This is a genomic window from Coprococcus sp. OM06-34AC (assembly GCF_003462545.1).
Lineage (GTDB): Bacteria > Bacillota > Clostridia > Lachnospirales > Lachnospiraceae > Coprococcus > Coprococcus aceti.
Window position 1 is genome coordinate 172,909 of the sequence record NZ_QTZF01000004.1, and the last position, 13,171, is coordinate 186,079.

At 42.9% G+C, this 13,171-nt stretch carries 12 protein-coding genes; 10 read left to right on the plus strand and 2 right to left on the minus strand.

The genetic code is table 11. The features are described from left to right. Positions 1-32 precede the first annotated feature (32 nt). The 5 genes from DXB91_RS08535 to DXB91_RS08555 all read left to right on the plus strand — a co-directional run bounded on the left by DXB91_RS08535 (position 33) and on the right by DXB91_RS08555 (position 4,135). Positions 33-1,418, plus strand: coding sequence for an AAA family ATPase (locus DXB91_RS08535; protein WP_118017524.1), 1,386 nt, complete (start codon positions 33-35; stop codon positions 1,416-1,418). A gap of 161 nt (positions 1,419-1,579) precedes the next feature. Beyond that, positions 1,580-1,975, plus strand: coding sequence for a hypothetical protein (locus DXB91_RS08540; RefSeq protein ID WP_055144596.1), 396 nt, complete (start codon positions 1,580-1,582; stop codon positions 1,973-1,975). A 109-nt stretch (positions 1,976-2,084) separates the two neighbouring features. Continuing rightward, complete coding sequence (locus DXB91_RS08545) at positions 2,085-2,327, plus strand: hypothetical protein (RefSeq protein WP_055222544.1); 243 nt, start codon at positions 2,085-2,087, stop codon at positions 2,325-2,327. Between the two features lie 184 nt (positions 2,328-2,511). Beyond that, positions 2,512-3,405 carry a hypothetical protein gene (locus DXB91_RS08550; RefSeq protein ID WP_118017526.1) on the plus strand — a complete coding sequence of 298 codons (894 nt, stop codon included), beginning with the start codon at positions 2,512-2,514 and terminating at the stop codon, positions 3,403-3,405. A 334-nt stretch (positions 3,406-3,739) separates the two neighbouring features. Then, complete coding sequence (locus DXB91_RS08555) at positions 3,740-4,135, plus strand: hypothetical protein (RefSeq protein ID WP_118017529.1); 396 nt, start codon at positions 3,740-3,742, stop codon at positions 4,133-4,135. Here the strand turns inward: DXB91_RS08555 and DXB91_RS08560 are convergent. Further along, the gene (locus DXB91_RS08560; RefSeq protein WP_055144587.1) at positions 4,132-4,338 is read right to left on the minus strand and encodes a helix-turn-helix domain-containing protein; all 207 of its coding nucleotides are present in this window, start codon (positions 4,336-4,338) and stop codon (positions 4,132-4,134) included. The two genes, DXB91_RS08555 and DXB91_RS08560, sit on opposite strands and share 4 nt — an antisense overlap. A gap of 155 nt (positions 4,339-4,493) precedes the next feature. Between DXB91_RS08560 and DXB91_RS08565 the strand changes: the two genes are divergently transcribed. The 3 genes from DXB91_RS08565 (at position 4,494) to DXB91_RS08575 (ending at position 7,278) form a co-directional block, all read left to right on the plus strand. Next, a complete protein-coding gene (locus DXB91_RS08565; protein ID WP_118017531.1) occupies positions 4,494-4,952 on the plus strand; it encodes a hypothetical protein in 459 nt (152 codons plus the stop codon). Positions 4,953-5,038: 86 nt separating this feature from the next. After that, positions 5,039-5,995 (plus strand): hypothetical protein, encoded by a 957-nt coding sequence (locus DXB91_RS08570; protein ID WP_055222553.1) that lies wholly within the window; start codon positions 5,039-5,041, stop codon positions 5,993-5,995. Then, positions 5,995-7,278 (plus strand): hypothetical protein, encoded by a 1,284-nt coding sequence (locus DXB91_RS08575; protein WP_118017533.1) that lies wholly within the window; start codon positions 5,995-5,997, stop codon positions 7,276-7,278. The genes DXB91_RS08570 and DXB91_RS08575 overlap by 1 nt, the downstream gene beginning before the upstream one ends. 87 nt (positions 7,279-7,365) lie before the next feature. On the opposite strand, the gene DXB91_RS08580 is transcribed toward DXB91_RS08575, so the two are convergent. Continuing rightward, positions 7,366-11,586: a 2-hydroxyacyl-CoA dehydratase gene (locus DXB91_RS08580; protein ID WP_118017535.1), complete on the minus strand. Its 4,221-nt coding sequence runs from the start codon at positions 11,584-11,586 to the stop codon at positions 7,366-7,368. 214 nt (positions 11,587-11,800) lie between these two features. On the opposite strand from DXB91_RS08580, the gene DXB91_RS08585 reads away from it, so the two are divergent. Both DXB91_RS08585 and DXB91_RS08590 read left to right on the plus strand, forming a co-directional pair. Beyond that, entirely contained in the window at positions 11,801-12,136 is a 336-nt protein-coding gene (locus DXB91_RS08585) for a LysM peptidoglycan-binding domain-containing protein (protein WP_022216550.1), read from the plus strand. 173 nt (positions 12,137-12,309) lie between these two features. After that, positions 12,310-13,155 (plus strand): hypothetical protein, encoded by an 846-nt coding sequence (locus DXB91_RS08590; RefSeq protein WP_022216549.1) that lies wholly within the window; start codon positions 12,310-12,312, stop codon positions 13,153-13,155. Positions 13,156-13,171: the final 16 nt, after the last annotated feature.

The window sequence follows — 13,171 nt, forward strand, 5'->3', positions numbered from 1 at the left end:
CATACACTTCGGAGAAAGAAAGGAGTTTACACATGGATATAACAAATATGAAAGAACTTTATGCAGAACTTATCAAGGCGGCAGGAAGAGGATTCAGAAACAGGAGCATAACCAATCCTGCGGTCGACTTCACCAAAAGGGCAAAGGCTGGGGTCTATGACTCTATGACGGATGAAGAGTATTATGAGGAGCTTGATAAGGTTGAAGAACTGAACAGGGTTTGGCAGCACAAAACCAGCAAAACGGTCGGAGAATTGCTGCTCACAGCTCTGGAAAACCTGAACATCCGGGACGAGGATGTGGAGGACATTTCAGCTACGCTTATGTGTGCATACAGCAGGACTGACCAGGAGAGCATTCCGTGTGACTCAGATGTGAGTGAGCGGGTAAGTGATATAATATTCGGAAATCATCACGACAGGAGGCCTGATGGTGAGACTGAGGAAATAGATGAGGATATCCTTTGTGAAGATGAGATTCCGTCAGAAACATCCGGACAGGTGAGTCATATATTGAGTTCACCTGCCAGGATATACAAGTACCTTGACCGGAATGTGTACGGCCAGAAGGAGGCAAAGCGCGCCGCTGCCATGCTCATCTGGAACCATGTGAATGGCAGGAGGCAGAATGTACTCTTTGCAGGCCCTACCGGCTGTGGCAAGACAGAGATATTCAGGCAGCTCGCAAAGCTATATCCGAACATAGTGATCCACAATGCCACCTCTCTGACGGGCACGGGCTGGAAGGGAAATACAAAGGTCAGAAATCTGTTCGATGGGGTGCCTCAGGATAAAATGGGCCACCTTATCATTGTCCTTGATGAGGCTGACAAGATGTTCGAGGATGCGGACGACAGGCATTACAGTTACATAGTCCAGAATGAACTGCTGAAGGTCCTGGAGGGGGACATGGTTCATTTTGATGGCAATCCGTCGAACAGTGAACCAGCTCTTGATATAGATACATCAAATGTAAGTTTTGTGTTCCTGGGTTCCTTCGATTCCATGGTCAGAGCGAAGGATGTGGCTGTGAATAAGAGCAGGGCTATAGGTTTTGGTGCAGTATCGTCTGACGAGTCATTTGACGGATACAGGAGTACATTCACTCAGGAAGATCTGGTGCAGTACGCAAATGTCAGAAGCGAGGTCGCCGGTCGTATAGGCACTATAGTGCAGCTAAATGAGATGACAGAGGATGATTTCTACGCCATCTTAAATGCCGAAGGGATCAGTCCGGTCGATAAGATTGCGGACTATTACGGGGTGCGGCTGAAGATGTCAGCTAATGCAAAGCACAAGCTGGCAAAGCAGGCGGCCGAAAACAGAATGGGAGTGCGATTTATCCGCTCACAGCTACAGAGAAAGCTTGATGATGAGCTTTTTGAGGACTGTAACAGGACGGAGTACACTATTGCTTAGATAAATATAATCAGATATCAGCGGGAGAACTGCAATGCAAATTATGCATTGTGGTTCTTTTTTGTCTGGTCGTTTGCCTGCCGTTGAAAAAACGGAAGAAATATAACTGGTGATATGATTTGTTTACAGGTTAGGTATTTGATTGCAGGAGGTAAAAATATATGCTGTATTGTTTAGAAGCGTTTCTTTTTTGTTTTATTGTCATGTATGCATTTGGCCGCGAGAAGCTGGTAATGCTGTGGAAGATTATGAAGATCACAGCATTGGTAATTGTAGTAATATTTTTTGTGAGAATGTATATTCAGAACCGGCGTATCCACTCTGAAGCTGTCGCAACCGTGACAGAGGTGACAAATGACGATATGATGGGTGGATACAGCCAGAAACTCACATTAGAATATACCTATGATGGCAAAAAGTATGTCGTTGAAGATCTGCAGACAATAAATCTGCAGGCAGAAAAGGGAGATATGTACACGGTACATTTCAGCTACCGCACCCCTGATAAGCTAAAATTCATACAGCCGGATGATAAAGTGAAAAATAAAAGAAAATAGCATTGCCTGGCAAAAATCTCCGTTTTTTATACGGAATATCTATGTTGGAAGATTATACTTCGTATATGAGCTTGAGAGTTAGAGGAATATTGCGGAGGTGTAAAAGAGTATGGATGATACAGAGATTAAAATGTACGAAAAAAACTGGGTGAAAATTGCAATATGTCTTGCCAGGATGTACGGAGTAGGTGAATGTCTCAGGCCATTGCCAAATATTCCGTTGGACGAGATGGCAGATATAGTAATTGAGTGGACGGATGAGTATATAAAGTCCGGATGGAATCTGAGTAATGGGGGTGATATAGTAGACTTCTTTGAAATGAAAATAAAAATCTGGACTATGGATATTTAAAATAGTTCCAATATTAGTTATGAAAATGTATGCAATGTAAATACTCAACATATTGACTATGATGTAGCTTGTACTGTATAATAAGAAAATAAGTGTGTGTATTGCATATCCATATAGCACATCAATTATTTTAGTGTGAGGGATACCGTAAATACGGTGCATTATACGAAGGAGGGAATGTAATATGAAAAAGAGTGAGACAGGTTTTATAACCAGAATTGTAACTTTGATTATGGTATGTGTGATGGCATTATCACTGATACCTAATGTTTCGGCAAATGCTGCAACAACCAGTAAGAGCACAGCGTATAAGTCGACCAAGACTATGACGTGCTATCTGGCAGGAAGAGAGAGAAAGACTATCACCATGCCGGCTGATATTGCAAAGATAAGCTTTGGAAGCCAGAGTGCAGTGAAGATGAGAAAAGCATCATCACGCAAGGTGGTTGTGTCAGGAATCCGTAACGGAAAAACAAAGTTTACGGTGATCACAAAGGACAAGAGACGTATAGTATGTAACGTAGTCAGAACTACGAAATTTACAATGAGTCCGTCTAAAAAGCGTGTAATAAACACCAACATAAAGCTCAAGTATGTGAAGAGCTCTAATACAAAGCTTGCGACAGTAAAGCTTGCAAAGAACAAGAAATCCTTTACTGTTACCACTAAGAAGAAGGGTACAGTAAAGATCACAGTCAGATATTCAAACAATAAAGTAGAGACACTTCGTTTAGTAGTGGCTCACCAGCATACATGGAAGACAGTTGTAGATAAGGATGAGTGGGATGAGCCAATTTATGAAGAAAAACCTATTATAGAGTATCATGCAGCATGGCCTGATGGTACTTATGCAGATGAATTGGATGATTCTGGTGCCAAAGTACAATGGTGTATAGACCACTGTATTCATTGTTTTCCTAACTGTCCTGACCCAGACCCTGCTGGTAGATGTGCTCTTCAAGTATGCCAAAGTGCATCAAACCCTGTAATAGTAGGATATGAGAAAGTTCAGACTGGCACAAAGCATCATAACGCAGTAACACACCAGGAGTGTACCACCTGCGGTGCCAGAAAGTAATATATTAAAACCCAGTTTGTAATTTAGTTTATAGACTGGGTTTTATTTCGATAACACACAGATACCAAAATTAAAAAGAAAACTGTCGATAAAAAGTGTACCATTTGATATAAACAACCCAAACTTCCGACAAACTCCTAATGTCGTGCCATAGAACATAGTAACACCAATAACACCTAAAAACGCTATCATAAATATTGAGATATTTACCCTCTTTACCGGTCAACCGATAAAGAGGGTATTTTTATGTAAAAAAAACGGAAGAAAAATAAACGTCTGATATTATGATATAGAAGCTTGAGACATACCAGTATAAGAAAAGGAGGCAATGTTTATGAAGAAATTCAAGTTAATAAGAAGCAATTTATATGCGGAGAAACAGAATTATATCTCAACTCTCAAGATAGAGAATGATGACTATTATGTTGCATTTAATTATTTTTGCGACTATATGGGAGACCTGAAAAATAATGAGCTGGACATGCAGAATCTGGCAGTTGTTGTGAAAATGAAGGTGAATGGCGATGGGATGCCGATGATATATTCATCAACCGAGGATGATATGTTTATCAATCTGTGTCGATATCCAAACAATCTTCTTGATGACGAGGGAATCAAAAAGCTGATCTGCAGGCTGCAGAAAGCCAAGGAGACAAAGAAAGAATTGCTTAGATATGTACAAATGATTGCCAGAGGCGAGTGCATAGATGTGGAAAAGGAATTTATCTAGCTGTCAGATTTGACAAATTCAATTATATCGGATACCGGACAGTCGAGAATGTTACAGAGAACATCGAGAGTCTTTGTAGTTATGGCTTCACCATGTTTCATTCTGTGAATGGTATTGGCCGGTATGCCGTGCTTAAATATGAGAGCATATTCAGTGATGTTCTTTTTGTATAGTGTTTCGTAAAAGGGTCTATAAGAAATCATATGAAAAACCTCCATTACTGTTAAAACTATCACATTTCATACAATTAATATGCTCAATAAGTTGACTATAAAACGCAAGCAGTGATATAGGAGGGAAGAAATAATAAAGAAATATAATTGATCTGCAGACATTTGTGACATAGAGGAGGAATATGATGGGTAAAAATACAGACCAGCCTGGGCTGGAACAGTTGGAAAAGGAACGTTTCCGTATAATTACGGACATAATTTATTACGCTGCCGGGCATGTTGACAGGATGGATTTTAAGTATGGGTGCACTCTCAACAGACTTGTATTCAAGGTAAGAGAGTGTATTGATATATATGACGTGGCAGAGGTGATACAGGAGGATATGTTAAATACATATTCCATTGTGATGGGGCTTGTGTCAGACAAATATCTGATGAGTAAGGAAGGTTCAAGAGGAAAGTATGACTGCGTCGTAACGAAAAAAGGTAAAAAGATAGGCATGGGAAGATATACCACGTCGGAAGGTGTTACTAAGATAACACTCAGCAGCGTTGCTGCGGACATGGTGATCAGGAACATCCGGAATGGAAGGTATTTAAATCGACATACTGAAATGGAGAATGACGATAAGGTATGTAAGTAATTAACCGGAAAAAACAGAGAATATGTTTGACATGGACAGATGTAAGTATGAAAATGAATATAAATAATATACAAGGAGCAATATTTATGGGGTATATGGTAGATAAAATGAGAAATATGAGCTTCCGTCAGTACAGCTTTGAGAAAAAGCTGCGCGACATTGAAGCTGAGATGAGCGGCAGGAACAGATCGTTTTTGCCGGAGATTACGGATGTTAATGGTGTAGTCAGCGAGGAACGTATAGATAGCTTCATAGCGGCGAATGTAGATCGTATAGAAGAGTATGGAACAGCCAACAACATGTGGAGAGAAAACGGTTTCAGGTCGGTCACTTCTGAGCACATGCCGGATGTGCTCCGGGAATATCTGAGCGATTTTATGTATCTTGCAATAAAGGTAATATTGACGGAGGATTATCTGGGTGATGAAGAGCTGGTTGAACTGCCGGTGTCGACATTTGAACAGATATACATGATGGCAGAGGAGCTTGGATCAGGTGAGATGAGATATGACGATGTGTTTACCGAGTTTTACTGCGGTGGTGTACAGCGTGCCAATCTTCTGGCATATTGTGATTCTTTATACGAGCTGCTTTCAGGTGAGAAGATAAAAAGCCTGATAACAGATGAGATGCTTGACAGGGCAAATAAGCTCTATGAGAAAGATGTGGAGCGTATCAACGGTTCATATCAGGAAATAGAAGATCTTCCTGAGGAGATAAGAGAGGAAATGGAAGATTGGAGCGAATCGGTAACTGGGGAAGAGATGCCAGAGCTCATTGGGATTTGTGATGTCCAGAATCCTGACGTGTTCTGCACGAAATACAGACGCTTCAGGGAAATATATTTTTCCGATGAACTTCCGCAGGATATCGATCTTGCAAATGTAGTAAAGAGGATGCTCAATATCTATCTGTGCAGTATAAATGCATCGTCATATGGATTTGAGGATGCATTTTCTGACTCATACATTTACATGAAAAGGGCACAGCGCATGGTGAGCTACGCGGCAAAGAAGCACGCAGAAGGCGGGGCGGATGACTGATGAAGGATTTTAAGAGGGAATACTACAAAAATCTCAAAAAAGACTTTGATGAGAAAATAGAGAAGTCCGCAATATTCAAATATATAAGGGATGAATACGAGAAAGACATCGATACCCGGGAAGCTGGGGATGATAAAAGAAATTACATAAAACTCCGGAGACTCCAGTTGAGATACGACCGCGGAGAGATCGATATTCCTGGGTTCATGGAGGGATATATCAGAATAAAGCTCAATATGCCGAAGATCAACATGGAAAAAGACAAAGCCGGTGTAGTGTATGGCAACAGGAAGACCATGGCCAGAGTGAAAAACAGACAGCTCATCAGAAGGGGTTTTGACAGGCTGGAAGATGAGCTTGCGGCTGGAAAACGTAAGACAAAAGACAAACTCAAAGCTTTGCTCAAGACTGCCGGTGAAGACAAGGAGTTATTTGACAGAACAGTAAGAGAGTGTTTTCGAGATGACGATGTGGTTCCTGTTTCTCTGGATGAGTCCGATATAGACCTTCCGTGCGAAGATTGCCAGAGCCCCGGCATTGTACAGATGATAACATACGAGATGCTGTACGCCATAATAATGTATGATATAGCCGCCAAATTCTACGACATGGGATTCAGACAGATCAGAAGCGGTGAGGATACAGGCCGTATGGATAACGTCTCAGAGATGGAGAACCTTATTCCAAGAAAGAAGGATAAAAGTCTTGATCTTGTTGAACAGTTATTTCGGACTAAGAGGCTGAATAATCCTTTTTTAGGCAGTTCAGTTGTTGAGCCACAGAGAGATGAGAACAGGCTGGAGGAGGAGAGCACAAAGCTTCTGGACATCCTGAACACAGAGCAGAGAACAGATATATGTATTCCGCTCAAGGTAGATCCCGCCACCGGATGTGGTGTATATATACTGGGAAGGGATTATTATACGGACAGAAGCCTCAAGGTCATGGAGAACAGAGCACAGTATTGTAGATTTGGAATTATAGAGATGGATCCCGGTCTGGCGCCGGACACGATATTTGATATAAGGACCATCGATGATACCGATCCGGATGAATATCAGTCAGTTGTGGACATCTGGAAGACACAGGTGGTAAGTGACGCACATGAGGAACTCAGGGAGCGGAATGGCGTTATACCTGAGGGCTGCTCGGATTACTTTGCGGGATGGTTTTCTGATGACAACGACAACTGGTTTGACAGCCGGATAACCGGTGATGAGAGGATCGCATGTGCAGAACAGTTAAGCAAAGATAAGCAGCGGTTCATGAAAAGATATAATTAAACCTAGGTAATTCATAACGTGAAAAAGGCACATCACATGCAGAAATATTCTGTATGTGATGTGCCTTTAGCGTTATATAACTATCTTTTATTTCTTCATATTCTTATTTGCCGCTGCAAGCATGAGCTTGATTCTGTTTACCTGATTGACCTCAGATGCACCAGGATCATAGTCGACAGCCACGATGTTTGCCTCAGGATATGCTTCACGCAGATGCTTGATAACACCCTTGCCTACGATATGGTTAGGCAGACATGCAAATGGCTGAGCGCACACGATGTTAGGGGCACCGCTCTTTATGAGCTCGATCATCTCGCCTGTAAGGAACCATCCCTCACCATTCTGGTTACCAATGGATACGATAGGTCTTGCATACTCGGCAAGTTTTTCAATATGAGCTGGGGCCTCGAAACGCTTACTCTTCTCAAGTGCATCCCTAGCAGGTTTTCTGAAAGACTCCAGAACCTTTATAACAGTGTTGCTGACTATGGCGCCCTTCTTGGTCTTGCCGAGGAACTCATAGTTGTAATTGTTGTTGTAGAAGCAGTACATGAAGAAGTCCAGGAGATCCGGCATAACTGCCTCTGCACCTTCTGCCTCGAGCAGGTCAACCAGATGGTTGTTGGCTGATGGCAGGAACTTTACAAGTATCTCTCCAACAATTCCGACTCTAGGCTTCTTGATATCAAGGAGTGGAAGAGTATCGAAGTCGTGGACGATTCCCTGTATATTCTTCTTGAATACTGCGTTGCTTCCGGTCTTTGTAAGGCTCTCCAGACAAACCTTCTTCCATTTCTCATGGAGTGCATTTGCCGAACCCTTTTCCTTCTCGTAAGGTCTTGTCCTGTACAGACATCTCATGAATACATCACCATATATCAGAGCCTGCATTGCACGCTTTACGACCTTGTAGCTTATCTTGAAACCTGAGTTCTTCTCAAAGCCCTGGGCTGACAGTGCTATTACAGGTATCTGACCGTAGCCTGCCTTGGAGAGGGCACGTCTGATAAATCCTACATAGTTTGTTGCACGGCATCCGCCTCCTGTCTGGCTCATGATGACAGCCAGCTTGTTCACATCGTACTTTCCTGAAGTGATGGCGCTCATCATCTGTCCGACAACGATCAGAGATGGATAACATGCGTCGTTGTTTACATATTTCAGACCAACATCTATCGTCTCCTTGGTTGCATCCGGCAGGATCTCAATATTGATTCCCATGCACTTGAATGCAGGTGCAAGAAGATCGAAATGGATAGGAGACATCTGAGGTGCAAGAACTGTATAGTCCTTCTTCATCTCCTTGGTAAATTCTATTCTGTTGATGGCACTGCTTGACGGACATGTCTTGTAGTGCTGTTCATGTCTTGAGTTGACCGCGCTTATGAGGGATCTGATTCTGATCCTTGCTGCACCTAAGTTGCTGACCTCATCGATCTTGAGGACAGTGTATATCTTGCCTGACTTGGTAAGTATATCGTTGACACAGTCAGTTGTTACAGCGTCCAGACCACAGCCGAATGAGTTGAGCTGTATGAGCTCTAAGTTGTCACAGGTCTTGACGTAGTTGGCTGCCTTGTACAGTCTTGAGTGGTACATCCACTGGTCGGAGACAATAAGAGGTCTCTCGACCTTGCCAAGGTGTGCGACTGAATCCTCGGTAAAGACAGCGATCTTGTATGAGTTGATGAGTTCTGGTAGACCGTGGTTGATCTCAGGATCAAGGTGGTATGGACGACCTGCCAGAACGATACCGAGCATGTCATGTTCATCAATGTATCTGAGGGTTTCTTCGCCTTTTGCACGTACATCTTCCTTGACTTTTTCTGCCTCTGCGTACGCCGCATGTATGGCGCTTCCAATCTCGTCCATTGTCACATCATAGTACTTGGACATCTCACGGTACATACGTTTTACGAGAGCTTCCTCGTTGTCCAGGGCCACAAATGGTCTGATGAATGTTATGTCGTCAGCCTTGAGTTCCTCCATGTTGTTCTTGATGTTCTCTGCATAAGAAGCAACGATAGGACAGTTGTAGTGATTGTTTGCCTCAGGAGTCTCGTTCATTTCATATGGTACACATGGGTAGAAGATGGACTTGATTCCATTTTTCAGCAGCCACATAACGTGTCCGTGTGAGATCTTGGCAGGGTAACACTCTGACTCACTAGGTATGGATTCGATACCCAGGCTGTATATGTTTCTCGATGACTTTGGAGACAGTACAACTGAGAATCCAAGCTTTGTGAGGAATGTGTGCCAGAAAGGATAGTTTTCGTACATGTTGAGTACACGTGGAACACCTATCACGCCGCGCTTTGCCTCCTCAGGCTTAAGTGACTCATAGCCAAATATTCTTCCAAGCTTATATTCAAAGAGGTTAGGGATGTTGTCTGCGTTCTTCTTCAGACCTACACCCTTCTCACATCTGTTTCCGGTGATGAACCTCTTGCCGTTTGAGAATTTGTTTATTGTAAGGAGACAGTTGTTTGTACATCCTTTACATCTTGTCATGGAGCTCTCATATGTGAGCTTTCTTATCTCCTCGATAGGGAGCATAGTCGTGACAAATCCCTCTTTGTACTTGTTCCTAGCGATGAGGGCAGCACCAAAAGCACCCATGATACCTGAGATGTCAGGTCTTATGGCTGTTCTTCCTGATATGACCTCAAAGCTCTTTAAGACAGCATCGTTGTAGAAGGTACCACCCTGTACCACAATGTTCTTGCCGAGATCCTTAGGATCTGTGAGCTTTATAACCTTGAGCAGGGCATTTTTGATGACGGAGTAGGCAAGTCCGGCGGATATATCAGCCACGGATGCTCCCTCCTTCTGGGCCTGCTTAACCTTTGAGTTCATGAAAACAGTACATCTTGAACCGAGGTCTATAGGGGTTTTTGCTGTTATGGCTATATGTGCAAAGTCCGCAATATCATAGTTGAGTGACTTTGCAAATGTCTCTATGAATGAACCACATCCAGATGAACATGCCTCGTTCAGCATAACGTTATCTACGACACCGTTCTTGATCTTGATACACTTCATATCCTGACCGCCGATATCGAGGATACAGTCAACCTCCGGGTCAAAGAATGCAGCAGCGGTGTAATGGGCGATAGTCTCAACCTCACCGAAATCCAGTGAGAGAGCCTGCTTGATAAGAGCCTCACCGTAACCAGTAGAACATGAGCCTGCGATCACTGCGCCCTCAGGAAGCTTGCTGTATATATCCTTTATAGCTCTGATGGTGGTGTTAAGTGGACTTCCGTTGTTGCTGCTGTAGAAGTCGTAGAGCAGTTCACCGTCAGAACCGACAAGTGCAACCTTTGTGGTGGTTGAACCGGCATCGACACCGATGAAACAGTTTCCTTTATATGTTGCGAGATCACCGCGCTTTACGGCGTACTTGTTGTGATCTGCCTTGAATTTCTCGTAATCTTCATCGCTCTCAAAGAGTGGCGCAAGTCTCTCTACACCTGAGGAGAGGTTGAGCTCCTGTGAGAGTGCATGTATAAGCTCTGAAAGTGTCATGGATACCTCAGGCTTGGAGTTCATGGCGGCACCTACGGCTGCAAACAGATGTGAGTGTCCCGGATCTATGATGGCATCACCTGTCAGGTTAAGAGTTCTGATAAATGCATTCTTCAGCTCCGGGAGGAAGTGAAGAGGACCGCCCAGGAATGCAACATTGCCCTTGATAGGTTTACCACATGCAAGACCGGATATAGTCTGGTTGACAACGGCCTGGAATATGGAAGCGGCCAGGTTTGGCTTTGTAGCTCCCTCGTTGATGAGTGGCTGTATATCTGTCTTGGCAAATACACCACATCTTGCAGCGATAGGGTAGATGGTATCGTAATCCTTTGCATAGTCGTTAAGACCTGATGCATCGGTCTGCAGAAGTGTAGCCATCTGGTCGATGAATGAGCCTGTACCTCCGGCACAGACACCATTCATACGCTGCTCTATTCCGTTTGTAAAATATATGATCTTGGCATCCTCACCGCCGAGCTCTATGGCAACGTCGGTCTGTGGTGCATAGTCCTGCAGTGCCTCTGATACACAGACTACCTCCTGTGTAAATGGCACACCGATGAGCTGGGCGAGAGCCAGTCCACCTGAACCGGTTATACATGGATTGACCTCGTTCTCGCCGAGGGCATCCTTTGCTTCCTGTACAAGATCTTTAAGTGTTTCTTTGATATTTGCAAAATGTCTTTTGTAATCGGAGAAAAGTATCTTGCCCGCCTTATCAAGGACAGCAACCTTAACTGTTGTTGATCCAATATCAATTCCTAATGTGTACATAAAACAACCCTTCCAATTTCTTTTGTGTGTTGAATGTGTTTGATTTCGACATTTCTGCCGATAAAGCTACTTTATTATAGTGTAGGGTTTAAAAAAATACAATGACTTTATAAAAACTTAACCATTACCAGAAAATGTAAAAATAAAAGTTTTTTGCAGGTAACTATATCATCGGAGGTGAATATATTATAAAAAAGCCTTTCAGGGGTAAGCTATGAATTTTGATACCTGTAACGGAGTTATCCATGTAGTGAAGAGAGGGGACACACTGTATAAGCTGTCCAGGATATACAAGGTAAAGCTCAGCGACATCATATCAGCAAACCCGTACATCAACGTATACAATATGCAGCCGGGGGATGAAGTGTGTATTCCCGTGATCATGGAGGAAGATTTTCTTATATATACAGTGCAGGATGGAGATACATTTGAGGATGTCCTTAAGAATACCGGAGTATCTCCGGATGATCTGTTCAAATTCAATCCGGATCTCTACAAGATGGCCCTTGCCGCGGACATGGAGATAAAGTATGTGGACTTTCAGAAGTAGATGGATGCACATGGCTGTATGATATCTGTCCTGGCTGCCGGTTTATAGCTGGCAGCTATTTTGCTGTTATCCGCCAGGTTAGAAAAACTTAATTATTCTACTGTTGTAAACTCATTTTTTATATTATATAATTCAAAAGGTGTAGTTTAAAAAAGTATGACAGGAGTTTTTCTATGAATATAATAAGTAAGATCGAGAAGAAGTTTGGCAGATACTCCATTCGAAACCTCACATTATACCTCATCATAGGCTACGGTATAGGATATCTGTTGTTCATGTTCCAGCCAAAGATACTGTTCATGTTGACACTTGATCCGGCGGCGGTAATGCATGGACAGGTGTGGAGACTTTTCACATGGATAATCACACCACCGGTATTCGGTGTCGATATATTCACGATAATCATGCTGATATTTTACTACAGTCTGGGATCTCTGCTGGAACGTACTATCGGAACATTCCTTTATAATCTGTACATGTTCAGCTCCATGCTGTTTACCATGATCGGTATAATGCTTGCACACATATTCTGTACCTATATCATAAGGTATGATTACGCGAGCTCGACTGGTTATTTCGCATATGCATCGACATATTATATATTGATGTCCATATTCCTTGCTATAGCGGTATGCTATCCTGACATGAGCGTGTTATACGCCATGATCATACCGATCAAGATGAAGTATCTCTCGATACTGTATATCGTCATTATAGCGTATTACTTCATCAATGAGACATTTATGGGAAGAGTGAACATAGCCATGTCACTTGTGAGCTTTGTGATATTCTATCTGAGCACGAAGAACTTCAGAAAGTTTTCGCCAAAGCAGATGAAGAGGCGGCGGAATTATAACAGGCAGGTGCGGACAGCAAAACAGGAGAATATCGGACACAGATGCGTTGTGTGTGGAAGAACGGACAAAGATTATCCTGATCTGCAGTTCAGGTACTGCTCAAAGTGTACAGGTAACAAGGAGTATTGTCAGGATCATCTGTTTACTCATACACACAACTAGGATATATGATCAAAGA